This is a genomic window from Streptomyces sp. NBC_01276 (genome assembly GCF_041435355.1).
GTDB lineage: Bacteria > Actinomycetota > Actinomycetes > Streptomycetales > Streptomycetaceae > Streptomyces.
The window spans coordinates 1,381,608-1,405,935 of record NZ_CP108442.1; the positions used below are offsets into that span (position 1 = coordinate 1,381,608).

Annotated in this window: 21 protein-coding genes; 11 read left to right on the top strand and 10 right to left on the bottom strand. The window is 74.4% G+C overall.

Annotated features, from left to right (window positions below; genetic code table 11):
- Nucleotides 1–203: 203 nt before the first annotated feature.
- On the top strand, nucleotides 204–1,208 hold the full coding sequence (locus tag OG295_RS05800; RefSeq protein ID WP_266843636.1) for a Gfo/Idh/MocA family oxidoreductase: 1,005 nt from the start codon (nucleotides 204–206) through the stop codon (nucleotides 1,206–1,208).
- Nucleotides 1,209–1,274: 66 nt separating this feature from the next.
- Here OG295_RS05800 and OG295_RS05805 read toward each other — a convergent pair whose 3' ends face one another.
- The 4 genes from OG295_RS05805 to allB form a co-directional block, all read right to left on the bottom strand.
- Nucleotides 1,275–2,189: a DMT family transporter gene (locus tag OG295_RS05805; RefSeq protein ID WP_371675867.1), complete on the bottom strand. Its 915-nt coding sequence runs from the start codon at nucleotides 2,187–2,189 to the stop codon at nucleotides 1,275–1,277.
- Nucleotides 2,190–2,308: 119 nt separating this feature from the next.
- Nucleotides 2,309–2,926: a dihydrofolate reductase family protein gene (locus tag OG295_RS05810; protein WP_371675868.1), complete on the bottom strand. Its 618-nt coding sequence runs from the start codon at nucleotides 2,924–2,926 to the stop codon at nucleotides 2,309–2,311.
- A gap of 228 nt (nucleotides 2,927–3,154) precedes the next feature.
- Nucleotides 3,155–4,282 carry an allantoicase gene (alc, locus tag OG295_RS05815; protein ID WP_371675869.1) on the bottom strand — a complete coding sequence of 376 codons (1,128 nt, stop codon included), beginning with the start codon at nucleotides 4,280–4,282 and terminating at the stop codon, nucleotides 3,155–3,157.
- A 2-nt stretch (nucleotides 4,283–4,284) separates the two neighbouring features.
- Complete coding sequence (allB, locus tag OG295_RS05820) at nucleotides 4,285–5,619, bottom strand: allantoinase AllB (protein WP_371681119.1); 1,335 nt, start codon at nucleotides 5,617–5,619, stop codon at nucleotides 4,285–4,287.
- Between the two features lie 335 nt (nucleotides 5,620–5,954).
- Here allB and OG295_RS05825 point away from each other — a divergent pair, with 335 nt between their 5' ends.
- Both OG295_RS05825 and OG295_RS05830 read left to right on the top strand, forming a co-directional pair.
- Nucleotides 5,955–6,758, top strand: a complete 804-nt coding sequence (locus tag OG295_RS05825) for an IclR family transcriptional regulator (protein ID WP_266843628.1) — start codon at nucleotides 5,955–5,957, stop codon at nucleotides 6,756–6,758.
- Between the two features lie 105 nt (nucleotides 6,759–6,863).
- A complete protein-coding gene (locus tag OG295_RS05830; RefSeq protein WP_371675870.1) occupies nucleotides 6,864–8,324 on the top strand; it encodes a hypothetical protein in 1,461 nt (486 codons plus the stop codon).
- 27 nt (nucleotides 8,325–8,351) lie between these two features.
- Here the strand turns inward: OG295_RS05830 and OG295_RS05835 are convergent, their stop codons facing one another.
- Entirely contained in the window at nucleotides 8,352–9,044 is a 693-nt protein-coding gene (locus OG295_RS05835; RefSeq protein ID WP_266843624.1) for an ABC transporter ATP-binding protein, read from the bottom strand.
- Nucleotides 9,041–10,129: an ABC transporter permease gene (locus OG295_RS05840; RefSeq protein WP_371675871.1), complete on the bottom strand. Its 1,089-nt coding sequence runs from the start codon at nucleotides 10,127–10,129 to the stop codon at nucleotides 9,041–9,043. Before OG295_RS05840 ends, OG295_RS05835 begins: the two co-directional genes overlap by 4 nt.
- 134 nt (nucleotides 10,130–10,263) lie before the next feature.
- Here OG295_RS05840 and OG295_RS05845 point away from each other — a divergent pair, with 134 nt between their 5' ends.
- From OG295_RS05845 to OG295_RS05855, 3 genes are all read left to right on the top strand, one after another.
- Nucleotides 10,264–11,511, top strand: coding sequence for a sensor histidine kinase (locus OG295_RS05845; RefSeq protein ID WP_371675872.1), 1,248 nt, complete (start codon nucleotides 10,264–10,266; stop codon nucleotides 11,509–11,511).
- Nucleotides 11,508–12,137: a response regulator transcription factor gene (locus OG295_RS05850; protein WP_266843620.1), complete on the top strand. Its 630-nt coding sequence runs from the start codon at nucleotides 11,508–11,510 to the stop codon at nucleotides 12,135–12,137. Before OG295_RS05845 ends, OG295_RS05850 begins: the two co-directional genes overlap by 4 nt.
- 133 nt (nucleotides 12,138–12,270) lie before the next feature.
- The gene (locus OG295_RS05855; protein ID WP_371675873.1) at nucleotides 12,271–12,753 is read left to right on the top strand and encodes a hypothetical protein; all 483 of its coding nucleotides are present in this window, start codon (nucleotides 12,271–12,273) and stop codon (nucleotides 12,751–12,753) included.
- A 160-nt stretch (nucleotides 12,754–12,913) separates the two neighbouring features.
- Here the strand turns inward: OG295_RS05855 and OG295_RS05860 are convergent, their stop codons facing one another.
- Entirely contained in the window at nucleotides 12,914–14,401 is a 1,488-nt protein-coding gene (locus OG295_RS05860; RefSeq protein WP_371675874.1) for a PLP-dependent aminotransferase family protein, read from the bottom strand.
- A gap of 88 nt (nucleotides 14,402–14,489) precedes the next feature.
- On the opposite strand from OG295_RS05860, the gene OG295_RS05865 reads away from it, so the two are divergent.
- The 4 genes from OG295_RS05865 to OG295_RS05880 all read left to right on the top strand — a co-directional run bounded on the left by OG295_RS05865 (nucleotide 14,490) and on the right by OG295_RS05880 (nucleotide 18,719).
- The gene (locus OG295_RS05865; RefSeq protein WP_371675875.1) at nucleotides 14,490–14,723 is read left to right on the top strand and encodes a hypothetical protein; all 234 of its coding nucleotides are present in this window, start codon (nucleotides 14,490–14,492) and stop codon (nucleotides 14,721–14,723) included.
- Complete coding sequence (locus tag OG295_RS05870; protein ID WP_371675876.1) at nucleotides 14,651–15,334, top strand: NTP transferase domain-containing protein; 684 nt, start codon at nucleotides 14,651–14,653, stop codon at nucleotides 15,332–15,334. Before OG295_RS05865 ends, OG295_RS05870 begins: the two co-directional genes overlap by 73 nt.
- A 272-nt stretch (nucleotides 15,335–15,606) precedes the next feature.
- A complete protein-coding gene (gene aceB, locus OG295_RS05875) occupies nucleotides 15,607–17,226 on the top strand; it encodes a malate synthase A (protein ID WP_371675877.1) in 1,620 nt (539 codons plus the stop codon).
- A gap of 191 nt (nucleotides 17,227–17,417) precedes the next feature.
- A complete protein-coding gene (locus OG295_RS05880) occupies nucleotides 17,418–18,719 on the top strand; it encodes a GDSL-type esterase/lipase family protein (RefSeq protein WP_371675878.1) in 1,302 nt (433 codons plus the stop codon).
- A 209-nt stretch (nucleotides 18,720–18,928) separates the two neighbouring features.
- Here the strand turns inward: OG295_RS05880 and OG295_RS05885 are convergent, their stop codons facing one another.
- Entirely contained in the window at nucleotides 18,929–20,008 is a 1,080-nt protein-coding gene (locus OG295_RS05885) for a saccharopine dehydrogenase (protein WP_371675879.1), read from the bottom strand.
- Nucleotides 20,009–20,225: 217 nt separating this feature from the next.
- Complete coding sequence (locus OG295_RS05890) at nucleotides 20,226–22,235, bottom strand: hypothetical protein (protein ID WP_371675880.1); 2,010 nt, start codon at nucleotides 22,233–22,235, stop codon at nucleotides 20,226–20,228.
- Between the two features lie 149 nt (nucleotides 22,236–22,384).
- Here OG295_RS05890 and OG295_RS05895 point away from each other — a divergent pair, with 149 nt between their 5' ends.
- Entirely contained in the window at nucleotides 22,385–23,500 is a 1,116-nt protein-coding gene (locus OG295_RS05895; RefSeq protein ID WP_371675881.1) for an Lrp/AsnC family transcriptional regulator, read from the top strand.
- Nucleotides 23,501–23,657: 157 nt separating this feature from the next.
- On the opposite strand, the gene OG295_RS05900 is transcribed toward OG295_RS05895, so the two are convergent.
- Nucleotides 23,658–24,287: a TetR/AcrR family transcriptional regulator gene (locus OG295_RS05900; protein WP_371675882.1), complete on the bottom strand. Its 630-nt coding sequence runs from the start codon at nucleotides 24,285–24,287 to the stop codon at nucleotides 23,658–23,660.
- Nucleotides 24,288–24,328 lie beyond the last annotated feature (41 nt).

Sequence of the window (24,328 nt, forward strand, 5' to 3'; positions counted from 1 at the left end):
CTGTCCGAACCCTAGCCACGTCGCCGTGCCCTTCCCTCGTCATACCCGCCACTGATTCTCAAAGTGGTCATTCCGGTTCCAGCCGCCCAGTATCCGCCACAGTCGACCTTGGGAGCCCATCGGGGCCGTCGCCACCATCGTGGCCGTCCGCGGGCGGAGGCGGGCAGATTGACAGCTCCCCCGGACGGGGCCACGTTGAGTGCATGCGCATCGGGCTCATCGGGACGGGCCGGATCGGCTCCTTCCACGCGGCCACGCTGGCCCGTCGGCCGGACGCCGGTTCGCTGCTGCTGGCCGACGCCGACCCGGCACGGGCCGCACGGCTGGCCGACCGGCTGGGGGCGACGGCCGCGCCCTCCGTCGAGCAGGTCTTCACCTGGGGCGTGGACGCGCTGGTGGTGGCCTGCTCCACCGAGGGGCACGCGCAGCTCGTGGTCCGCGCGGTGCGCGGCGGGCTGCCGGTGTTCTGCGAGAAGCCCGTGGCCCCGGACCTGGACCGCACCCTGGCGGTGCTCCGCGAGGTGGCCGCCGCCCGCGGGGTCCTGCAGCTGGGATTCATGCGCCGCTTCGACGCGGGCTGCCGCACCGCGCGGGAGCTGGTCCGTTCGGGTGTCCTGGGCCGGCTGCACACCGTACGGACGACGACGGCCGATCCCGCTCCGCCGCCCGCCGCGTACCTGGCGACCTCCGGCGGGCTGTACCGGGACTGCATGGTGCACGACTTCGACATGGTGCGCTGGGTGACCGGGCGGGAGGTCGTGGAGGCGTACGCGGTCGGCTCGGACGCGGGGCCGGCCGCCTTCCGGGAGACCGGTGACGTGGACACGGCGGCGGCCCTGCTCACGCTCGACGACGGGACGCTGGTCAGCAGTACCGCCACCCGGTGCAACGGCGCCGGTTACGACGTGCGGATGGAGTTCGCCGGGGAGCTGGACCAGGTCTCCTCCGGGCTGGACGACCGTACGCCGATCGCCTCGACGGAACCGCACGGCCCGCCCCCGGCGAGCAAGCCCTGGGGCGGGTTCCTGGAGCGGTTCGGTCCCGCCTACGAGGCCGAGCTGGGGGCCTTCGTCAAGCTGGTGCGCGGCGAGGGGCCCAACCCCTGCGACGGCCGGGAGGGGCTGGCCGCGTTCCGGATCGCGGAGGCGTGCGAGCGCTCCCGGCGCGAGCGCCGCCCCGTGCGGCTGGAGGAGCTCCCGGATCTCTAGGGCGGGCATGCGGGCCACAGTAGGGCGGATGATCACCCGGCCAGGAGGCGATTCCCGGACATTCGTTCAGGCCGCGGCGCGCCGTCCCCAGGCGGTGCCGGCCAGGACCAGCGCCGCGCCCGTGAGGCCGAGGGGGCCCGGGTGCTCGCCGCCGAGGGCGATGCCCGCGGCGGCGGCCCACAGGGGTTCGGTGCCGAGCAGCAGGCTGACCCGCGACGGGGAGGTCCTGCGGACGGCCCACATCTGCACGAAGAAGGCGAAGAGGGTGCACAGGACCGAGAGGAAGGCCAGTCCGGCCCACTGGCCCGGCCCGAAGCCGGCGGCGGCCGCCCAGGGCGAGTCGCCGGTCCCCGGCAGGGCCGCCAGCAGGGCGAAGACCAGGACGGCGCCGCCGAGCTGCACCGTGGTCAGGGAGAGGGAGTCCGCGTCCTGGACGGCCTTGATCCGCGCCATCAGCAGGACGTGCGCGGTGCGGGCGAGGGCGGCTCCGAGGATCAGCAGGTCACCTGCGCCGGGCGCGGTGAACCCGGCGCCCTGGGTGAGCAGCACGACACCCGCGACGGAGACGGCGGCCGCGCCGAGGAAGGCGGCCGGGGGCGCGGTGCGGCGGACGGCGGACTCGGCGAGCGGGGTGAAGATCATGGTCAGGCTGATGATCAGCCCGGCGTTGGTGGCGGAGGTGTGCACCACCCCGTAGGTCTCCAGCAGGAAGATCCCGCCCAGGACGAGACCCAGCACCCCGGCGCCGCGCAGCTGGGCGGGGCTCAGCGCCCGCAGCCGCCGCCGGCCGGCGAGGACGAGGACGGGCAGCACGAGCGCGAAGCGGAGCACCAGCACCGCGATCACGGTGTGCGGGGCCGTGATCCCCTTGGCCGCGAGGTAGCTGCCGCCCCAGACGACGGCGACGAGCAGCACGGGCAGGTCCGCGAGCCGGGCCCGGCGGGGAGCGAGGGCGGGGGCGGGGGCGGCGAGGGTGGACACCGGGGCGGCTCCGACGGCGGGAAGGGAGTGGAGACGACGGCGGCTCGCACGGATGCGGGCTCACGGTAGCCGAGCCGATCTTCCCGGTCGAACGTTTTGCCGGCCGCCCTCCCGCCGGCTCAGTCCGCGAAGGTGCCGAAGGTGGCGCGGCCCGTGGGCCGGTAGGTGTGGAGGGAGATGCCGGAGCCCGTGGTGCGCGAGGCGACCTGTGCGAAGGCGGTGGGGAGCCCGCCGGTCGGGAACAGCCGGCGGCCCGCACCGAGGAAGACGGGGAAGACCAGCAGGTTCAGCTCCTCGACGAGGTCCCGGGCGAGCAGCCACTGCGCCAGCTGTCCACTGCCGTGCACCTGGAGCTCCCCGTCGGTGGCGTCCTTGGCCCGGACGACCTCCGCCTGGAGGTTCTCGCCGTCCACCACGGTGGCGGGGGTCCAGCCCAGGTCCTTCAGGGTCGTCGAGGCGACGTACTTGGGCAGCCGGTTGAGGCGGCTCGCGACCGGGTCGGCGGGGTCGTCGTGCTGCGGCCAGTACGCGGCGAAGATCTCGTAGGTGCGCCGGCCGAGCAGGAACGCCCCGGCCCGCGCGAAGACCTCCTGCACGAACTCCCCCATGCCCTCGTCCGCGTACGGCACGACCCAGCCGCCGTACTCGAACCCGCCGCGGGGGTCCTCTTCGGGCCCGCCGGGGGCCTGCATCACGCCGTCGAGGGTGAGGAAGGTGGTGAGGGTCAGCTTTCCCATGGCACTGCGCTCCTTGGGTGTCGGCGCCCGGCCCGTATGCCGTGCACCGGTTCAGACTCCCCCGCCTCGCGGAACTCATCGGTGCGGCGCGCGCGAACCCGGGCCGCGTGTCCGCCGTGGGGGTGCCCGGACACGCCGCGGGGCGCACCGCGTGCGGTGCGCCCCGTGGGAGCGTGCTCGCGCCCCGGGGGTGTCGGCCCCCGGGGCGGTCCGTCGGGCGGGGTGGCGTCAGCCGCCCAGCTCCTGGTGACGGGCGGCGTGCGCGGCCGCGCCGGCCTCCGTCAGCGAGCCGAACAGGCGCAGCCGGGAGAAACCGCCGTCCGGGAAGATGTCGATGCGCACGTGCGTGCCGACCGCCGGGGCGTCGAGCACGAAGCGGTGGTTGGTGTCGGGCTGCAGGCGGGTGCGCGGCAGGAACTCGCTCCACTCGCCCTCCGCGCCCGTCTTGACGGACAGCGAGGCCCAGCCGGCCGAGTTGCCCTTGAGGTAGGCGGTGTCGATCTCGACGGCGCGGATCTCGGATTCGGCGACGAGCTGGTAGCGGATCCAGTCGTTGCCGTTGTCGCGGCGGCGGGCGGTCTCCCAGCCGTCGTCCATCTTGCGGGAGCGGCCCGGGTTGATGGTGTTGGTCGGCGGCGAGTAGAAGCGGTTGGAGGCGTCCTCGACCGAGCCGCCGTTCTCCAGGGCGACGACGTCGAAGGTGCCGAGCGCGGCGAGCCACTTGGGGTCGGGGCGGACCTCGCCGTAGACGCGGATGCGGGCGACGCCGCCGTCCGGGTGCTGGTTCAGGCGCAGGTGCGTGAAGCGCTGCTCGACGTCGACCTCGAAGCCGTTGGCCGCGTGGCCGCCGACGGGGGTGCGCTCGACGAGGGTCGTCCACTTGACGTCCTCGGACAGCAGCTCCTCGGCGGTCGGGGAGCCGGGTACCGAGGCGGCCTGGACGGACACGGCCTGCGGCATGTTGCCGCGGAAGTGGGCGGTGTCCACGACGATGCCGCGGATGACGCCGGGGGCGCCGAGGCGGATCAGCGCGAAGTCGTGGTCCTCGGCGGTCGGCCAGGGCTGCTCGGCGGACACGCCGCGGCGGCGGCGGGTCTCCCAGCCGTCCATGACCTTGCCCTTGTGCCCGAAGTGCTCGGGGTCGAAGTGCGGGGCCTCGGCGATGAGGAGGTTCTCGCGCTCGGCGAAGAACTCGTCGTTGGCGGCGATGACACCGGCGCCCAGCTCACGGGCGGCGAGGTTCGCGTACTGGGTGAAGGAGAAGTCCGCGGTGCGGTAGTCCGCGTACGGGTCGCCGCCCCCGTACGGGTTCGCGTTACCGGTGAAGGAAGCCAGTCCAGTCGAACGCTGTGCCACTGTCAGTTCTGCCTTTCAAGGAGGAGGCCCGTGGGCTCGGTCGGGGTTCCGTGGTCGGCGATCTGCCGTCCGCGCAGCCAGGTGGACTTCACGACGCCGTGCAGGGTCTTGCCCGCGTATGCCGTGACCTGGTTGCGGTGGTGCAGGTGCGCCGGGTCCACGGTGAAGGTCTCTTCGGGGGCCAGGACGGCGAAGTCGGCGTCGCGGCCGGCCTCGATGGCGCCCTTGGCGGCCAGTCCGGCGAGTGCGGCCGGGGCGGTGGACATCCAGCGGGCGACCTCTTCGAGGGTGCGTCCGCGCTTCCTCGCCTCGGTCCAGATGGCAGGCAGGCCCAGCTGGAGGGAGGAGATGCCGCCCCAGGCGGTGGCGAAGTCGCCGGTCTTCAGGTCCGCGGTGGAGGGCGAGTGGTCGGAGACGATGCAGTCGATGGTGCCGTCGGCGAGCGCGTCCCACAGGAGGTCCTGGTTGGCGGCCTCGCGGATGGGCGGGCAGCACTTGAACTCGGTGGCGCCGTCGGGGACTTCCTCGGCGGCGAGCGTCAGGAAGTGCGGGCAGGACTCGACGGTGACGGCCACGCCCTCGGCCTTGGCCGCGGCGATCAGGGGCAGCGCGTCGGAGGAGGACAGGTGCAGGACGTGCACGCGGGCGCCCAGCCGCCGGGCCTGGGCGATCAGGTTCTCGATCGCGGTGTTCTCGGCGTCCTTGGGACGGGAGGCCAGGAAGTCGGCGTACTTGGGGCCCGGGTTCTGCGGGGCGGACTCCAGATGGTGCGGGTCCTCGGCGTGCACGATCATCAGGCCGCCGAAGCCGGTGATCTCGGCGAGGGAGGCGGCCAGCTGCTCCTGGTCGAGCTGCGGGAACTCGTCCACGCCCGAGGGCGACAGGAAGCACTTGAAGCCGTAGACGCCGGCGTCGTGCAGCGGGCGCAGGTCCTTGACGTTGTCCGGCAGGGCGCCGCCCCAGAAGCCGACGTCCACGTGGGCCTTGGTGCGGGCGACCTCCTGCTTGACGCGGAGGTGGTCGACCGTGGTGGTCGGCGGGAGGGAGTTGAGCGGCATGTCGAGGATGGTGGTGATGCCGCCGGCGGCGGCCGCGCGGGTCGCCGTCCAGAAGCCCTCCCACTCGGTGCGGCCGGGGTCGTTGACGTGAACGTGGGTGTCCACCAGACCGGGGAGCAGGACGTCGTCGCCGAAGTCCTCCAGCCGGGCTCCGGCCGGTACTTCGGCGTCGTGTGCGAGCACGGCCGTGATCTTCCCGCCGGCGACGGCCACCGAGGCGGCACGCGTCCCCTCGGGGGTGATGACGCGCGTCGAGCGCAGTACCAGTTCCACAGCCACGTCGGCCACCGGAACCTCCCCATCTACTTCCACAGAGCGAAATTCAACGTTCTGTTGACGGAGTCTTCACCCCGATCGTGGGCCAGTCAAGAGCCGCCGGACGGACTGCCCAGCCCGCCATGCCGCAATTGGATGTTTCCACAGGATGGAATTAAGATTTCACTATCCAGAATGTAGCTATCACCACCGGATGCCGGGCAGGTAACTTCCCGAGGATGTCCGCCACCGGACAAACCGCCTCTGACCGGCGGGGACGGCCAGGCCCCGGCTCTAGGGCCGACGCCGACCGACCGGTAGGCTGCTTCCTTGCCTGCCAGCACCGAAAGGACCGCGCCGTGCCGACGTCCAGCGCCAGCACCACCGACGCTTCCGCCAAGCCCACCGCCGCCAGCGGTGGCGTCCAGTCCCTTGAGCGCGCCTTCGATCTGCTCGAACGCATGGCCGACGCCGGGGGCGAAGTCGGCCTCAGCGAGCTCTCCGCCGCCAGCGGACTGCCCCTGCCGACCATCCACCGCCTGATGCGCACCCTCGTCGCGTGCGGCTACGTGCGCCAGCAGACCAATCGACGGTACTCCCTCGGGCCCCGGCTGATCCGCCTCGGCGAGTCCGCCTCGCGGCTCCTGGGCACCTGGGCCCGCCCCTACCTCGCCCGGCTGGTCGAGGAGACCGGCGAGACGGCGAACATGGCCCTGCTCGACGGCGACGAGATCGTCTACGTCGCCCAGGTGCCGTCCAAGCACTCCATGCGCATGTTCACCGAGGTCGGCCGCCGCGTGCTGCCGCACTCCACCGGCGTGGGCAAGGCACTGCTCGCCCACACCCCCGCCGACGAGGTGCGCGCCCTGCTGGCCCGCACCGGGATGCCGGCCGCGACCGAGAAGACCATCACCACCCCGGAGGGCTTCCTGGAGGCCCTGGAGCAGGTGCGCGCGGTGGGCTACGCGGTCGACGACAACGAGCAGGAAATAGGAGTCCGCTGCCTGGCCGTGTCGGTGCCGAACTCGCCGACCGCCGCCGCGATCTCCATCTCGGGTCCGGCGGGGCGCGTCACCGAGGCGGTGGCGGAGTCCTTCGTACCGATCCTGCAGGGGGTGGCCGCCGAGCTGTCGGTGGCCCTCCAGAGCCAGAACCCGGCCTGACAGGCCCTGCGGGAAGGGCCGACCCGCCCGAACGGCCCCGGTGTCCCGGGCGCGCACCCGCGCGAGGGGCCACCGGGGCCTTCGTGGAATGAGTACGGTCTGCTCATGCACAGCATCGCGATGGAGCAGCAGCGGGGGCACGTACTCCTCATAGCCGGGGACGCCGTCGTGCGCCGCCGCGCCGTCCAGGTCGCGCCGAGCGCCAATCTGGCAGCGCTGGGCGTGGTGCCCGTGCCGGTGCTGCTGGGCAGCCCGGTCCCCAGCGACACCACCTACCTCGACGGGGCCCGCGACCCGAACACCGTGCTGACGCGGCTGCGGACGGCGGCCGCCACACCCGGCCCGCTGCTGGTCTACCTGTCGGGGCGGCTGACCGTCGACCGCCGCGGCCGACGGCTGCACCTGTGCCTGGCGGGGACCACGGCGGCCAGCGTCCGCCACACCGGCCTGCCGTGGGAATGGCTGGGCTCCGAGCTGCGCGAGAGGCCGCCCGGACTGACCACCGTGCTGCTGGACCTCGCCGCGGACAAGGCCGCCTGGCCGCTGCTCCAGGAGTACGGCAGCCTCCCCGCCCCGCCCTCCGTCGAGGTGTACGGGGTGGTGGCGCCCCCGGGGTTCGCGGGCGGCGGCAACGGGGTGAGCGGCTACACGCGGCAGTGGATCGAGCAGCTGCGCAGCAGCCCCGGACGGCCGGACAACCTGCGGCTGCACGCCCTCGCGGTGGGCGGCGCCGCGCTTGCGCCGGGCACCCTCGTCCTGCCGACGGCCCGCGAACTCGCCGCCCACCCGGCCGGGGAGCCGGGGCGCGGTGCCGCGTACGGGCACGGCCGGGAACCGGGGCCGGAGGCCGCCTACCGGCACGGCCGGGAACCTGGGCCGGAGGCCGCCTACCGGCACGGCCGGGAACCCGGGCCGGAGGCCGCCTACCGGCACGGCCGGGAACCCGGGCCGGAGGCCGCCTACCGGCACGGCCGGGAACCCGGGCCGGAGGCCGCCCACGGGCACGGCCCGGCCGCGGGGCCGGGCGCCCCGGCGGAGGCCGCGGTCCGGCCCGCCCCGGAGCACGCGCCGCAGGCCGCGTACGGGCCGGACCGGGAGCGGCCCGGCGCCGGCGCGCAGGACCTTCCGGGCGGCGGGCGCGATCCCCGGCCGCACATCCACGCGCTGGCCACCGCCGGCCGGCACCCGGAGGCGGACGCGCTCGCGCAGGCGTGGGAGGCGCACGTCCTGCGGGCGTACGGGCCCGCCTCGCCGGAGGCGATCCACTGGGCGGAGATCCGCGCCGACCTCGCCCGCATGGCGGGCGACTTCCGGCTCGCGACCCGGCTGTGGACCGGAGTCGGGGTGACCCGGCTGGCCCGCCAGTCCCCCGACGCCCCCGAGGTCGAGGGCGCCGCCGCGGGCGCCCTGTACTGCTGGACCCAGCTCAAGGACCGGGCGGCGGCCGCCGAGGCGGGCCCGGAGCTCATCCGGCTCCTGCGGGCCCTGCCCTCGCTCGACCCCCGCCACCTGGAGCTGGCCGGCCAGCGCCTCGAACTCCTGCGCGCCGCCCCGATCGGCCGCTGAGGGACGGCCGCGCGCCGGCGTCGGCGGCTACGCCGCGGCGACCGGGTCCGGGCTCTGGACCAGGCGGCCGTCCGTGATGGTCGCGGCGCGGTCCATCCGGTCCAGGTGGGCGTGGTCGTGCGTGACCAGCACCGTGGCGGTGGACCGCTCGCGCGTGAGGGTGACCAGCAGGTCGAGCACGGCCGCGCCGCTCTCGTGGTCCAGGGCGCTGGTGGGCTCGTCGACCAGCAGCACGGTGGGCTCGTTCATCAGCGCGCGGGCGATGTTGACGCGCTGGCGCTGGCCGCCCGAGAGCTGGTGGGGGCGCTTGTCGGCCTTGTCCGCCAGGCCGACCGCGTCCAGCAGCTCGACGGCCCTGCGGCGCAGCTGCCGGGGGGACCGGCCGGAGAGGTGGGCCATCACCTGGAGCTGCTCGACGGCGGTGAGCGAGGCCAGCAGGTTCGGCTGCTGGAAGACGATGCCGATCTTCTCCCGGCGCAGGGCCGACTTCTCGGCGGCCCCCATCCGGGTGGTCTCCCGGCCCGCGACGACGACCGCGCCGGAGTCCGGGGTGACCAGGGTGGCGGCGACGGCCAGCAGGCTGGACTTGCCGGAGCCGGACGGCCCGACGATCGCGGTCAGGGTCCCGGCCGGAACCTCCAGGGACACGTGGTCGAGGGCCGTGAGGCGGCCGTCGCCGTCGGGGTAGGTGAGCGTGACGTCGTGGACGAGGAGGGTCATCGGGCGCTCCCGAGGGCGGTCAGCGGGTCTACGGCGGTGATCCGCCGGATGGACAGGGCCGCGCCCAGCACCCCGAGCGCGATCATGATCGCGGCGGGCACGAGGACCGTGGCGGGGTCGAGGACGAAGGGCACGTCGCCCCCGCTGATCAGCGCGCCGAAGCCGGCGGCCAGCGCGGTTCCGGCACCGGTGCCGATCGCCAGCATCACCACCGCCTGCCCGAGGGCGTCCTTCAGCAGGTACGGGGTGGAGGCTCCCAGCGCCTTGAGCACGGCGATGTCGCCGCTGCGCTGGATCGTCCAGACGGTGAAGAAGGCTCCTATGACCAGCGCGGAGATGACGAAGAGGAAGCCGCGCATCAGCTGGAGCGAGCCGTTCTCGGCCTGGTAGGACCCTATGGCACCCAGTGCCTCGTCGATGGTCTGCGTGAGGGTGCCGGTGGCCCGGTCGCCCGCGGCCCAGTCCACGTCGTCGGAGCCGTCGAGGGCCAGGACGGTGGCGACGGTTTCGAGGGAGGTGCCGGGGTTGCCGACGCGCTGCCAGTCGTTCAGGTCCATCCACACCACCGGGGTGTGGCTGTAGGCGGCGGTACCGGACACGGCGGCCACGGTCAGCTCCAGCGGGCCGACCTTCAGCCTGCCGCCCGCGGTGAGCCCGCCCAGTTCCCGGGCGGCCTTCTCGGTGAGGACCACCCGCCCCTGGCCGAGCCCGGCCCCCGCGGGCGCGAGCCGGCCGGTGGACTCGACGCCGAAGACGGAGACGGCGGCGGTCCGCTCGCCCGAGACGGCGTTGGTGGTGCGGATGCCGAGCGGTTCCGCAGCCGTCACACCCGGCCTGGCGCGCCAGTCGCGCCAGGCGCTCTCGGGCAGCTGGGAGCCGGTGAAGGAGACCTTCTGGTCCCCGGTGGGCGCGGCGAAGGCCAGCCGGGTGGCGGGCAGGCCGGTGACGGCCGAGATGTTCTCCCGGGCCAGGCCGGACGTGAGCCCGGACAACAGGCCGACCAGCAACGTGATGAGCAGTACGACCGAGCCCATGAGGGCGAAGCGGCCCTTGGCGAACCGGAGATCTCTCCATGCGACGAACATGTCCCCCACCTTGGTCGTGCACGGGGGCACCGGGCATCGCGCCACGGTAGGGATCCTGGTATCGAAGGTGGGATCCCGACATCGAACTTTTGGTTGACCGGGGGCCTTGGCCGTCGACTTACGCTGGTCGGGCCATGTCTGTCACTTCCCGTGCCCGCGCCCGCGCCGACGCCCGTGCCGATGCCGGTGCGCGCCCCGGCGCCGGCTTCCGCTCCCCGACCCCCGTCTCCCGCGTCCTGCGGCTGTGCCTGCACGCCCTGCTGGCGGGGCTGCTCGCGCTGGCCGCCGGGCGGGCCGTCGCCGACTCCGCGCCGCGGGCCGGGTGGGTGGTCGGCGTCTGCGCGCTGCTGGCCGTCGTCTACGCGGCCGGGGTGCTGGTCCCCGTCGTGGGGCGCTCGACGCCCGCCTCGGCGCTGTGGCTGGGCTCCCTGGCCGCCGTGTGGGTGGCGCTGCTGGTGGTGTCCCCGGACGGGCTGTGGATCGCCTTCCCGCTGTACTTCCTGGAGCTGCACCTGCTGCGGCCGCGCTGGGGCATCGCCGCCGTCGTGGTGACCGCCTGCGCGGCGATCGGCGGGTTCCTGGCGCACAGCGGCTCGGTGACCCCGGGGGCCTTCCTCGGGCCGCTGCTGGGCGGGGCGGTGGCGGTGGCCACCGTCCTGGGCTACCAGGCGCTGTACCGGGAGAGCGAGCGCCGCCGCGAGCTGATCGAGGAGCTCATCGCCACCCGTGCCGAGCTCGCCGTCGCCGAGCGGGGCGCGGGGATCCTGGCCGAGCGCGAGCGGCTCGCCCGGGAGATCCACGACACCCTCGCCCAGGGCCTGTCCTCCATCCAGCTGCTGCTGCGGGCGGCCGAGCGGACGCTCCCGCCGGACTCGCCGGCCACCGAGCACATCGCCCGGGCCCGCGGGGCCGCGCAGGAGAACCTCGCCGAGGCGCGTCGCTTCGTACGGGCCCTGACGCCCCCCGACCTGGAGCACGGCTCCCTGGCGGGGGCGCTGGAGCGGCTCTGCTCGGGGGCACCGGGCCCGCTCGTGCGGTTCTCGGTGAGCGGCACGCCCCGGGAGCTGCCCACCCCGTACGAGGTGGCGCTGCTGCGGATCGCGCAGTCGGCGCTGGCCAATGTGGTGCGGCACGCGGGGGCCGGACGCGCCGGGATCACCCTGACCTTCATGGACACGTCGGTCACCCTGGACGTGGTCGACGACGGGCGGGGCTTCGACCCGGCCTCGGCTTCCTCGGCCGGCTCGGACGGGGGCGGCTTCGGTCTGCCGGCGATGCGCGCCCGGGCCGAGACGCTGGGCGGGCTGTTCACCGTCGAGTCCGCCCCGGGCCAGGGCACCGCCGTGGCCGTCACCCTGCCGTTGCCCGTGGAGGCACCGTGACCATCCGTCTCCTGCTCGCCGACGACCACCCGGTGGTGCGGGCCGGGCTACGGGCCGTACTGGACACCGAACCGGACTTCGCGGTGGTCGCCGAGGCCGCGACGGCGGAGCGGGCCGTGGAGCTGGCCGCGTCCGAGCCGGTGGACGTGGTGCTGATGGACCTCCAGTTCGGCGCCGGGATGCACGGTTCGGCGGCCACGGCGGCGATCACGGCGCGGCCCGGCGGCCCCCGGGTGCTGGTCCTGACCACCTACGACACGGACGCGGACATCCTGGCCGCCGTGGAGGCGGGCGCCTCCGGCTACCTGTTGAAGGACGCCCCGCCGGAGGAACTGGCGGCGGCGGTCCGCACGGCCGCGGCCGGCCAGTCGGCACTGGCCCCGGCGGTGGCCCTGCGGCTGATGGACCGCATGCGCACCCCGGCGGAGGCGCTCACGAAGCGGGAGCTGGAGGTGCTCCAGCTGGTCGCGGACGGGCTCTCGAACCTGCAGATCTCCAAGAAGCTGTTCCTCAGCCAGGCCACGGTCAAGTCCCACCTGGTGCACATCTACGCCAAGCTCGGCGTGGACTCCCGCACCTCGGCGGTCGCGGCGGCCGCGACCCGCCGCCTGATCCGTACGCCGTAGGGCGCGGGCTCTCCCACGCCGTGGGCGGGGGCTGTCCCCCGCCCCTGCCGACCGGCTGGCAGGAGGGCGCCCGGCGGGGCCCGGGGGCGAGCATCGGATGGTCGTCGTACCCGACCCCGGAAGCGAGCCCCCGATGTACTCCACCGCAGCCGAACGGCCCGTCTCCACCGCTCCCCGGGAGGTCCGCGGCGCGTTCGCGCTGTGGCTCACCGCCGTGGGCGCGGGGGCGTTCGAGACCGTCCTCGCCGTCGGCCGGATGTCGCTGGACGGCACCGGCTCCGCCGGGGAGATCGGCGTGGGCCTGGCGGTCCGCCTCGTCGTCTTCACCGCCGCCGTTTTCGCCGCCCTGCGGATGCGCGGCGGCGCCCGGTGGGCCCGGATCTCCCTCGCGGTGGGCCTGGGGGTGCTGGGGACCGCCTCGATGGTCCTGCAGCCCCTCGGGTACCTGCTCGACGGGGGCTCGCCCGTCGACGCCCTGGCCCGGGCGGGCGCGCTCGACCTGCTCTTCGGGGCGAGCCGGACCCTGCACGTGGGGGCGGTCCTGACGGCCGTGGCCCTGATGTTCCGGCCGGCGTCGAACGCGTACTTCCGCGGGCGCCGGCAGCCGGTCGGCTAGGGGGTGTCTGACGGATGTCCGTGGGGAAGGAGCGGCGTCCGGTGCGTGCTCTCGGCGTGCCGACCGGAAGCCCGCGTACTGGACGTACTTGGGCTTTCGGTCGGTGCGGCGAGAGTGCGTGCCGGGCGTCGCGACGCCGCGGAGATCCGTCAGACACCCCCTAGGCCACCCAGTACGGGCGCTCCACCCCCGGGGCCAGCGGAACCCCGTCGTGGAAGGCCTGCGCGAGGAGGCGCACGCCCTGGTCGAGGCGGTCCGCCGGCAGGGTGTACGGGATGCGCAGGCGGTGCTCGAAGGTGCCCGGGTCCACCCCGAAGCGGGCGCCGCGGCCGATGTGCACGCCCGCGGCGGCGGCCCGCTCCGCGAGCGCGGAGCTGACCGGTTCGCCGAGGTCCACCCAGAGCGACAGGCCGCCGGGCGGCAGCCGCCAGGACCATTCGGGGGTGTGCCGCTGGAGGGACTGGGCCAGGGCCGCGCGCTGGCTCCGCAGCTGTGCGAGCCGGGCCGGCAGGGTCCGGTCCAGCCGCTCCATCAGGGGCAGGGCGACGACCTGGTCGAGCACGGAGCCGGTCATGTCGGCGGACACGCGGACGGCCGCCAGCTCGGTGATCAGCTTGGCGGTGGCTCGGATCCAGCCGACCCGCAGGCCGCCCCAGTGGGTCTTGCTGAGCGAGCCGATGGTGATCACGTGTTCGGCGCCGGTGCGCCCGCCGAGGGAGGCCAGCGGCGCGGGCGCGGGCACGTCCAGCGCGATGTCGGCGATGGTCTCGTCGACCACCAGCCAGGTGCCGGCGGCCCGGGTCGCGGCGAGCAGCCGCAGCCGCTCCCGCTCGGGCATCAGGGCGCCCGTCGGATTGTGGAAGTCGGGGATCACGTACGCGAGCCTGGGCACGGTCTGCCCCAGCGTGGACTCGGCGACGTCCATGTCCCAGCCCCGGTCGGAGACGGCGAAGGAGCCGGTGCGCAGCCTGGCGTGGCGCAGGGCGTCGAGGGCGTTGGCGTAGGTCGGGTTCTCGGTGACCACCCGGTCCCCGGGGCGGCAGAGCAGGCTGACGACCAGGGCGAAGGCCTGCTGGGCCCCGGCCGTGACCAGGATCTGCTCGGGGCGGGTGGGCAGGCCGCGCCCGGTGAAGCGGTCCGCGACGGCCTCGCGCAGGTCGGGCAGGCCGAAGGGGTGGTAGCCGGGGTTGCGGGCGAGCGCGGGCAGCCGGGGCGCGGCCCAGGCCAGGGCTTCGGTGAGGCTGCCCTCGGGGGCGCCCATGGCGGCGATGGCGAGGTCGATGCCGGGGTCGCCGTCGGCGTTGAAGCCGCCCGCGCCGACGATGGAGTGGGCGCCGACCGGGCGGTGGCCGTCGGGGAGCTCGGTCCAGGTGCCGGAGCCGCGGCGGCTGCGGACGTAGCCGCTCTCGCGGAGCAGGTCGTAGGCGGCGGTGACGGTGGCCCGGCTGGCTCCGACCCCCTCGGCCAGCTCGCGCTCGGCGGGCAGCCGTACGTGCAGGGCGATCCGGCCGTCGAGGATCAGGGTGCGCAGGGCGTCGGCGAGGGAGCGGTAGCCGGGGCGGGCCCGTACCTCGGCCGGGAGCATGGCCGCGAGCTGGCGGCTGCCGATCATCCTGTCCGCCGTATGGACCACTCGCCCGTATGCCATGCCAACCTCCCCCGATTGGCTCTGCCTGCCAGGCCAATCAAGGTCCAGACTCGCCGTATTGGCCCCCGATTGGCAAGGAGAAGCCATCATGCCGTCCGAGGTGTTCACCGACCGTGACGAACGCGCCCTGCTGCTGCGCGCCGAGAACCGGATCTCCCGGCCGCTGCGGATCGGGGCGGCCCTGGCCGCCGTGGGCGCCCTCCTGGCGCGGCGGCCGCGCGGCGCGGGTGAGGAGCGAGAATCGCAGCCATGCCAGCGGAAACAGAGCAGGATCCCGGCCGCAGCCCCGGCGGCCGCCCCGACCGTTCCACAGCCCCACTGACCGGCGCGCGGGGCCCGGGTGCGGCGGCGGCGGTCGCCGGTCTGCTGCTGGCCGGCGGCGGCGGCCGCCGGCTCGGGGGGCGGCCGAAGGCCCTGCTCCCCTACCGCGGCCGGCCCCTCGTCGAGAACGCCGTGCGCGTGCTGCGCGAGGCCGGCTGCGATCCGGTGCACGTGGTGCTGGGCGCTTCCGCGGCCGAGGTCCGGGAGCGGGCCGACCTGAGCGGCTGCGTGGTGGTGGACAACCCGGACTGGGCCGAGGGCATGGGCTCCTCCCTGCGGGTCGGCCTCGCGTCCCTGGCCGGGACGGGAGCCGGCGCGGCCCTGGTGTCGCTGGTGGACCAGCCGGGCATCGGGGCGGAGGCGGTGGCCCGGGTACGGGAGGCGTACCGCTCCCCGACGAGTCTGGTGGCCGCCTCGTACGACGGGGAGCGCGGCCATCCGGTGCTGTTCGGGGCGGACCGCTGGCCGGACATCGTGGCGACGGCGACCGGGGACCGGGGCGCGCGGGTCCATCTGAAGGAGCACGCGGAGGAGGTCATGCTGGTGGAGTGCGGGGACGTCGCCGCCCCTTTCGACATCGACACCCCGCCCGACCTGGCACGTCTGGCTTGAGGAGCGCTTGGGCATCACTTGAGCGGGCTGTGACCGTTATGGCACTGAGGGCCACGGGTGATCGGAATCTGTCGACTCAGAGAATCTCGACATCAACAAACCATTGAACTTCCACCATGAGGAAATTACTATCCACTGGTCAGAAGCGCCCTGAACCACAGACGGCGCCCGCGACCGTTATCCGGAACTCTCCACACCCGACGGCACTGCGTGCCGTCTCGCGCGAGCATTCCCCGCGGCCGCCAGGCACCGCCGCTGAAGGAGTGACAGATATGTCCGCACCAGCGCCGTCCCCGCTGGCCATCGTCGACGCCGAGCCCCTGCCCCGGCAGGACGAAGTCCTCACCGAAGCGGCCCTCGCCTTCGTGGCCGAGCTCCACCGGCGGTTCGCCCCCCGCCGCGCCGAGCTCCTCGCCCGACGCGGCGAGCGGCGCGCCGAGATCGCCCGGACCTCCACCCTCGACTTCCTCCCGGACACCGCACAGGTCCGCGAGGGAGACTGGAAGGTCGCGCCTGCCCCGGCCGCGCTGAACGACCGCCGCGTGGAGATCACCGGTCCGACGGACCGCAAGATGACCATCAACGCCCTCAACTCGGGCGCCAGGGTCTGGCTCGCCGACTTCGAGGACGCCTCGGCTCCCACCTGGGAGAACGTCGTCCTCGGCCAGCTCAATCTCATCGACGCCTACGAGCGCCGCATCGACTTCACCGACCCGCGCACGGGCAAGGCGTACGCCCTGAAGCCCGCCGACCAGCTCGCCACCGTCGTCATGCGGCCGCGCGGCTGGCACCTGGAGGAGCGCCACCTCAGCTTCGAGGGCGGCCCCGCCTCGGGCTCCCTCGTGGACTTCGGCCTCTACTTCTTCCACAACGCGCAGCGCCTGATCGACCTCGGCAAGGGCCCGTACTTCTACCTGCCGAAGACGGAGTCGCACCTGGAGGCGCGCCTCTGGAACGAGATCTTCGTCTTCGCCCAGGACTACGTCGGCATCCCGCAGGGCACCGTCCGCGCGACCGTCCTCATCGAGACCATCACCGCGGCCTACGAGATGGAAGAGATCCTCTTCGAGCTCAAGGACCACGCGGCGGGCCTCAACGCGGGCCGCTGGGACTACCTGTTCTCGATCGTGAAGAACTTCCGCGACGGCGGCGAGAAGTTCGTCCTGCCGGACCGCAACGCGGTCACCATGACGGCCCCCTTCATGCGCGCCTACACCGAGCTGCTCGTCCGCACCTGCCACAAGCGCGGCGCGCACGCCATCGGCGGCATGGCGGCCTTCATCCCGTCCCGCAAGGACGCCGAGGTCAACAAGGTCGCGTTCGAGAAGGTCAAGGCCGACAAGGACCGCGAGGCGAACGACGGCTTCGACGGCTCCTGGGTCGCCCACCCCGACCTGGTCCCGATCGCGATGGCCTCCTTCGACGCCGTCCTCGGCGACAAGCCGAACCAGAAGGACCGCCTGCGCGAGGACGTCTCGGTGGCCCCGGGCGAGCTGATCGCGATCGACTCCCTCGACGCGAAGCCCACCTACGACGGCCTGGTCAACGCCGTCCAGGTCGGCACCCGTTACATCGAGGCGTGGCTGCGCGGCCTCGGCGCCGTCGGCATCTTCGGCCTCATGGAGGACGCCGCCACCGCCGAGATCTCCCGCTCGCAGATCTGGCAGTGGATCAACGCCGGAGTCGTGTTCGAGAACGGCAAGACGGCCACCGCCGAGCTGACCCGCGAGATCGCCGCCGAGGAACTGGCCAAGATCCGCGCCGAGGTCGGCGAGGAGGCCTTCGCGGCCGGCAAGTGGCAGCAGGCCCACGACCTCCTCCTGCAGGTCTCCCTGGACGCCGACTACGCGGACTTCCTGACCCTCCCCGCATACGACCAGCTGATCGGCTGACCTGGGCCTTCGGCTGAAACGCACAGCAGTCGAACGCCGGGTTCCGCCCCCGTCGCCACCGAGGCGACGGGGGCGGAGCCATGTCGTGGACCGGTCGTGGGCCGGTCGAGGACCGACCGAATGGTCGGCCGTTACTTCATCGTAACCTTGCTGTACCTAGCGGTAACAAGCGGGGGCGTGTCACCTTTCCGATGCCACCGGCGCCGGCGGTACCCCCACTTTCCAAGCCACGCACCGGAGTTGCCGCCCAGCGTTTCCTCGGCGGCTCCGGCGTGGCCGACCGCAGGAGTTCCGCAGTGATCGGATTCCGCAAGGCCGGCAAGGACAGGGCCGCCGCCCGCGGCCGCGTGCGACGACTGGCCGGCGCCGCGATGGCCGTACCGCTCGCCGCAGGCGCGCTGCTGGCCGCCGGGGCCGGAACGTCGGCCGCCAGCCCGGGGACCGGGCCCACCGCCGTGGTGTCCATGGGCGACAGCTACATCTCCGGCGAGGCCGGACGCTGGAAGGGCAACAGCCTGACCAACAGCGGGAGCAGGAACGGCACCGACCGGGCGTGGGTCAGCGGCAGTTCCTACGACCCCGCCAAGGTGTACGGCACGACCGCCATGGGGTGCGACCGCTCGGACTCGGCCGAGGTGCTGAGCGCGGGCGCCGTCGCCGACGTGGCCGTCAACCTCGCCTGCTCGGGAGCCACTTCGCAGAACGTGTTCCGCGCCTCCAACGGCGGCGTGGCCTTCAAGGGCGAGGCCCCGCAGGCCGACCAGCTCGCGGCCGTGGCCGCGGCCAAGAACGTGAAGGTCATCGCCCTGTCCATCGGCGGCAACGACCTCGGCTTCGCCGACATCATCAAGGACTGCGCGCTCGACTTCGTCCTCTGGAACTCGTACTGCTACGACGACCAGCAGCAGGTCGTCGACCAGAAGATCGACGGGGTGGTCGCGGGCATCGGCAAGTCCGTCGACGAGATCCGCGCCGTGATGCGCGGGGCCGGCTACGCGGACTCCTCGTACCGGATCGTGCTGCAGTCGTACCCGTCGCCGATCCCCCGGGGCGCGGAGAACCGGTACACCCAGAGCGACTGGAGCCGGCTCAACACCGGTGGCTGTCCCTTCTGGAACCGTGACTCGGACTGGGCGCGCGACTCGCTCGTACCGCAGCTCTCGGACCGCATCAAGGGCGTCGCGACGGCCAAGGGCGTCCAGTTCCTCGACCTGCGCGACATGCTCCAGGGGCGCGAGGTGTGCGCGAAGGCCAGCAAGCTGGTCAGCTCGACCGTCCCCGCCTCGGCGAAGACGAGCGAGTGGGCGCGCTGGATCGACAACAACGAGACCCAGGGGCCGATCCAGGAGTCCATGCACCCGAACTACTACGGCCAGCTGGCCGTCGGGCGCTGCCTGGCCCTGGCCGTGGCCCAGCCCGCGAACTCCGGTTCGAGCTGCAAGAACACCGCCGGGGGCGACCACACCGGGATGTACCTGACACCGGCCCCGTAAAGCGGATGAGGTGAACGGGGCGGGCTGCCATCCTCTTGGTCATGACAGCCCGTCCCGCACGCCCCGCACGTCCGAGCCTGTACATCTCCGTCGACATCGAGGCGGACGGCCCCATCCCCGGCCCGTACTCGATGATCAGCTTCGGCGCCCCGGCCGAGGCCATGGACGCGTTCCGGGTCCCCGCCGAGGCACCGAGGCGCCGGAGCGGTCTACGCCGCGCGCCGCGGGCCGCTCGGGAGGGCGGCCAGGGCCGTGGCGAAGGCCGCGCGGCAGCGGAGCCAGTCCGGGTCCGGGGACGGCGCGTGCAGCGCGAGGAGCTTGGGCAGGAGGTCCGCCGAGAAGGCGCGGGCCGCCTCCGCCGGGAGCAGCGAGGGCAGGTTGTCGATGGCGATGACGTCCAGCGCGGGGGTGCCGCCGGGCAGCCGGCGGGCGGGGGCCGTCCAGTCGGTGAGGCGGTCGTAGACGGGCAGCAGGTGGAGCGGGGATCCGGTGTCACAGGTGATGTCGGCGATCACCGAGAGCCGGCGGGTCCCGGCGGAGGCGTCGAGGTCGGCCGCGGTGAGGAAGGGCGGCGCCGGGCGGGTGGTGAGGACCGCGTGGACCAGGATGTCGTGGCCGAGCAGCGCGGCCCGGTCCAGATCGCGGGTCGCGGCCCGGTCCCAGAGCGTGGGCCGGATCCCGGCGGTGATCAGGGCGTCGCGGGCCCCGCGTCCGCTGCGGCCGCCCGCGCCGGTCACCAGGGCCCGTAACGGCCGGCCCTCGCGGGCCCGGCGCAGCCGCGCGTCGAGTTCGGCGCGGGGCAGCGGGGCCAGCGGAGCGGTGAGCCGGCCGCGCGCGTGCAGTGCGGCCAGGGCGGCGCCCGCGTACCCGGCCCAGTAGCCGAAGGCGGCCAGCCTGCGGCCCTGCGCGTCGGCGAGGTACTCCAGGTCGAACAGGGTCCCGCCGCCGGCCGCGAAGCGCCTCAGCAGCTCGGGGCCCTGCGCCTGCCCCTTGTAGGCGTGCCCGAAGTACACGTGCCGGTGGTGCAGCCGCTCGGGTGTGGGCGGGAGTTCCTTGAGACCGAGGACGTACGCCGACCGGGGCGCGGACCCCGCCCAGGACCCGGCCGGGGCGGTGGCGCAGCCGGCGGCCGCGTAGGCGTCGAGCGGGAAGACCCGGTGGCCGGACTCCTCCACCGTGATCCGTACGCCCTGCCGGACGAGCCGCGCGGCGTCCTCGGGGGTCAGCGGTGCGCGGCGCTCGGTGGGTCGGGTCTCGCTGCGCATCCAGAGCTGGGGGAGCTGCGACATGGCTGTACCACCTGTCCGTTCGGCGGGGTGGGTGGGCTCATGCGATGTCTTTCCGCGTCGTATACGGCGTACGCGGGATCGGCGCGGCAACTCCGGGCCCGGGAGCCCCCGGGGCCCCGCCCGTCGACACCCGGCCCAGGGCCCGCCGGGGACCGGCCCGGACCCCGGTCGGCGGACCCGTCGGCGGACCCGTCGGCGGACCGTCCGGCGGCCGGGATCAGAGTTCCGGGAGGAGGGTCCGCAGCGGGGTCCCGGCCCCCTCCGCGAGCGCCGCCCGGAAGGCCTCCGGGTCCATCCGGGCCCGTAGGACCCGCTCCGCCCGCGGGAGGCAGGCGCTGGCCGGGCGGATGCGGGCGACCGCTCCGAGCAGCCGCGCGGACTCCTCGTAGCAGCCCGCGTCGGCCTCCAGTTCGGCGAGCAGCTCCGCCGAGAGCGCCTGCCCGAGCCCGTCGCCGAGGAGCAGCTGGATCTCCAGGGCGCGCAGCAGTTCGGCGCGGGCCAGCGCCGGGCGGCCCTCGCGGCGCTGGACCAGGGCGTGGGCGTATCCGGTCCAGGAGCGGGCCCACAGGTCCACCGGCCCGTCCGGCGGGCCGTCCTCGACGGGGACGGACGCCGGGTCGGTGTGCGCGAGCGCCATCGTCAGGGCCGCCCGCAGCGCCTCCGGTCCCGGTCCGAACTCCGGCTCCGGGGGCAGCAGTTCGAGTGCCTCGCGGAATTCGGCGGCCGCCTCCCAGGGGCGGTCCCGCCAGAGCGCGACGAGCCCACGCAGGTGCGCCAGGTAGGCCACGCAGGCGTCCTCTCCCTCCTGCACGGCCGCGGTCCAGGCCTCCACCAGCAACGGATCGGCGGCTTCCGCCTCGCCGGAACTCGCCACCAGCCAGGCGGCCAGCCACAGCGCCCGGGCGGGCCGGGGCGCCGGGTGCAGGGCCAGGGCCCGTTCCAGGTGCCGCCGCCCCTCCACGACCAGCCCGCAGGGCGACCACAGGAACCACAGCGACACGGCGATCTCCAGGGCGCCCCCGGGGCCGGCCGCGGTGAGCGGGTTCATCGCGGCGCGCAGCTCCGCCAGTTCCGCGACGGCCAGTGCGCGCGCCTCCCGCTGCGCCCCCGACCGCCACAGCCGGGCGGCCCGCTCGGCCGTCGCCCGGTACCGCTCGCGGTGACGGCGTGCCGCGGTCGCCCCGTCGCCGTTCGGGGCGAGGGCGAGCCTCCGGGCCGCGAGGGCGCGTACGGACAGCGGCAGCCGGTGGCGGCCCGGGTGCCCGGCGTCCTCCAGCAGGGCGGGGGTGATCCGCTCCAGTGCCTCGGCGGCCCGCCGCGGGGTGAGCGGGCCGAAGCCGCACACCTCGACGACGGCGTCGCGGTCGAAGGAGCCCGCGAAGACCGAGAGCCGTTCCCACAACAGCTGTTCGTCCGGCGGGGCGAGGCTGCAGGTGCGCAGGGCGTCCGCCCCGCCGGCCCGGCCGGCGCCGCCCGAGAGGAAGCCCAGCGGGTCGGCGGTGAGCCGGCGCAGCGCCTCGGCGGGTGCGTACCGGTGGGCGCGCCCGGCGGCGAGTTCCAGCGCGCCGGGGATCCCGTCGAGGGCCCGGCACAGGGCGGCGACGGCTCCGGCATTGCGTTCGGTGAGCTCGAAGAAGGGGTGGGCACCGCGCGCCCGTTCCTCGTAGAGGCGTACGGCCTCGTACCCGGCGACCTCGGCCACGGCCCGCCGGGCGGGATCGGGCGCGACGTCGTCCGGCACGGGCGCCGGCGGTACGGGCGCCGGCGGTACGGCGAGCGGCGGTACGGCGAGCGGCGGTACGGCGAGCGGCGGTACGGCGAGCAGGGCCTCCCCGGCCGGCCCGACGGCGCGCTGCGAGGTCGCCAGGATCCGCAGCCGGGGCAGCCGTACCAGCAGCGCGGACACCAGCGGTCCGGCCTGCGCGCCGAGCTGTTCGCAGCCGTCGAGCACCAGCAGGGCCTCGCGGCGGTCGAGCCGCCGGACCAGCTCCGCCTCCAGCGCCCCGCTGCCGTTCGGGGGCACGCCGACCATGTCGGCCCAGACCACGTCGACCCCCTGGCTCCGGCCCAGGGTGCGGACGGTGCGTACGGCCAGCCGGGTCTTGCCGATGCCGGCCGGTCCTGTGAGGGTGACCAGTCGGGCCGTGGCGAGCAGGGCCGCCGTACGGCTCAGCTCGCGCTCCCGGCCGATGAAACTGGACAGTTCGGCCGGCACCGACTGGCGCACACTCGTGCCGGGCTCCCCCACACGTCCTCCCGCTGTTCTCGCCGAGGTGTGCACTGCTGTTTGATTCAACAGTTCAGCACACAAAGAGAGATCATCAGCCGAGCGTCCGGTCGACCGGACGGTGACCGGGAGAACCACCAGGGGAAGGCATGAACTCCGCCGTTTCCGCCATCGACGACACCGACCGGGCGCTGGTCCACGCGCTCCAGCTGGCACCCCGTGCGAGCTGGGAGCGGCTGGCACCGGTGCTCGGCGCCCGGCCGGACACCCTCGCGCGCCGCTGGGACCGGATGACCGCCGCCGGGGAGGCCTGGATCACGGGCCTGGGGCTGCGGACGGGCACCCAGGCCCCCTGCATGGCGTGGGTGGAGGTGACCTGCGCGCCCGGCGCCTCCCCCACGGTCGGCTCCTGCCTGGTGGCGGACCCCCACACCATGGGTGTGGAGCACACCACGGGCGGCCGCGACCTGCTGCTCTTCGTCGCCGTGCCCGACCTGCACACGCTGTACCGCTACCTGCAGTTCCGCGTGCAGCGGATCCCCGGGGTGAGCGGCACCCGCTCCTCGATGGTCACCGCGGTGCACACCGCCCCCGACCGCTGGCGCCTGGACCAGCTGACGCCGGCCCAGACCGACCGGCTGACGGGGCGCACCCGCCGGACTGCCGCCCCGGTCTCCGCCTCGGCGCCGGGGCCGGCGGTCATGCTGGAGGAGGACCGGACCCTCATGCTGGCACTGGCTTCGGACGCGCGCCGCAGCGTGGCCTCGCTGGCCCGGGAGTCGGGGATGAGCGAGTCGACGGTACGGCGCCGGCTGGGACGGCTGGAAGCGCGGCAGGGCCTGCGCTACAGCTGCGCGATGGCCTCGGGGCTGTCCGGCTGGCCGGTGTCGGCGACGCTGTGGGCGGAGGTGCCGGAGCACGAGGTCGCCGACTGCGCGGCGGTGGCCTCGGGGCTGCGCGAGACCCGGACCTGCATGTCCGTCAGCGGCCCCTGGAACTTCATGATCAGCGCCCGGCTGCGCACCGTCGAGGAGCTGTCCCGCTACACCGCCGACCTGTCGCGGCGGCTGCCGGGGCTGCGCATCACCGACACGGCGGTGGCGCTGTGCGTGCGCAAGTCGGAGGCGCAGGAACTGGACCAGGTGGGCCGCAGGGTACGGACCGTGCTGCCGGACATCTGGCGCGACCCGGTGCCGGACTCCGGCCCCGTGCACGGGCGGGGCACCCCGCGGGGCGGGGCCCACGGCGGTCAGGGCTCTCCGTAGGAGGGAGCTCACGCGGGCGGGGCTCACCGCAGGACGGAGCACCCCGCAGGTCAGGGCTCAGGCTCAGCCCCGGTCCGGGCTCGCGCCCAATCGGGGCTCCCGCAGGCGGGAAGCCCGGCGGGCGGGGAGCCCCGTACGGCAGGCCTCCCCCACAACCTCAAGCCCCCGGGGGCAGGGCCCGCTCCAGCGCGTCGAAGGCGGCGTTGACCCGTGCGCGGTGGTCCTCGGCGATGTCCGCCGCGCGTTCCCCGGCGAGCAGCCGCCCGGCCGTGGTGACGTAGACGGTCCGGTACGCGGCCACGGTCAGGGCCGCCGTCAGCCGGGCCCCGGGGCCGCCGATCGCCTCGGCCAGCGCGTCCTCCAGCTCCTCGACGCCCTCGCGCGCCCGTGCCCGCAGCGCCGGTGAGCCGAGGACGATCCGCCAGAAGTGCGGGAAGGTGTCGCCGACGCCCGCCAGCGGGTGGCCCTGGTCGAGGAGCCTGAGCAGCAGCTCCCGCAGGCCGGTCAGCGGGGGCGTGCCGTCCGGACGGTCGCGCACCGCGTCCGAGAACAGCTCGACGGCTTCGGGGATCCGGTCGAGGAAGAGGTCCTCCTTGCGCGGGAAGTGGTTGAACACCGTCATCGTCGAGACCTGCGCGGCCTTGGCGACCTCGGCCACGGTCACGTGGTCGAAACCGCGCGCCGCGAACAGCGTCGTCGCCACGTCGGAGATCCGCTGCCGGGTCTCGCGCTTCTTGCGTTCGCGCAGCGAGCCCGTCGCCGGACCCGCGCCCTTCTCGTGTTCCATGCGGATAACTATAGCGACTACAAACTTTTAGTGACTATAGT

What these genes read in the sequence shown, in the direction of transcription:
- OG295_RS05800 (WP_266843636.1), top strand. Translation starts at nt 204, where the DNA reads ATGCGCATCGGGCTCATCGGGACGGGCCGGATCGGCTCCTTCCACGCG.
- OG295_RS05810 (WP_371675868.1), bottom strand. Translation starts at nt 2,926, where the DNA reads ATGGGAAAGCTGACCCTCACCACCTTCCTCACCCTCGACGGCGTGATG.
- OG295_RS05830 (WP_371675870.1), top strand. Translation starts at nt 6,864, where the DNA reads ATGCACAGCATCGCGATGGAGCAGCAGCGGGGGCACGTACTCCTCATA.
- OG295_RS05835 (WP_266843624.1), bottom strand. Translation starts at nt 9,044, where the DNA reads ATGACCCTCCTCGTCCACGACGTCACGCTCACCTACCCCGACGGCGAC.
- OG295_RS05840 (WP_371675871.1), bottom strand. Translation starts at nt 10,129, where the DNA reads ATGTTCGTCGCATGGAGAGATCTCCGGTTCGCCAAGGGCCGCTTCGCC.
- OG295_RS05845 (WP_371675872.1), top strand. Translation starts at nt 10,264, where the DNA reads ATGTCTGTCACTTCCCGTGCCCGCGCCCGCGCCGACGCCCGTGCCGAT.
- OG295_RS05855 (WP_371675873.1), top strand. Translation starts at nt 12,271, where the DNA reads ATGTACTCCACCGCAGCCGAACGGCCCGTCTCCACCGCTCCCCGGGAG.
- OG295_RS05860 (WP_371675874.1), bottom strand. Translation starts at nt 14,401, where the DNA reads ATGGCATACGGGCGAGTGGTCCATACGGCGGACAGGATGATCGGCAGC.
- OG295_RS05865 (WP_371675875.1), top strand. Translation starts at nt 14,490, where the DNA reads ATGCCGTCCGAGGTGTTCACCGACCGTGACGAACGCGCCCTGCTGCTG.
- OG295_RS05870 (WP_371675876.1), top strand. Translation starts at nt 14,651, where the DNA reads ATGCCAGCGGAAACAGAGCAGGATCCCGGCCGCAGCCCCGGCGGCCGC.
- aceB (WP_371675877.1), top strand. Translation starts at nt 15,607, where the DNA reads ATGTCCGCACCAGCGCCGTCCCCGCTGGCCATCGTCGACGCCGAGCCC.
- OG295_RS05880 (WP_371675878.1), top strand. Translation starts at nt 17,418, where the DNA reads ATGCCACCGGCGCCGGCGGTACCCCCACTTTCCAAGCCACGCACCGGA.
- OG295_RS05885 (WP_371675879.1), bottom strand. Translation starts at nt 20,008, where the DNA reads ATGTCGCAGCTCCCCCAGCTCTGGATGCGCAGCGAGACCCGACCCACC.
- OG295_RS05895 (WP_371675881.1), top strand. Translation starts at nt 22,385, where the DNA reads ATGAACTCCGCCGTTTCCGCCATCGACGACACCGACCGGGCGCTGGTC.
- OG295_RS05900 (WP_371675882.1), bottom strand. Translation starts at nt 24,287, where the DNA reads ATGGAACACGAGAAGGGCGCGGGTCCGGCGACGGGCTCGCTGCGCGAA.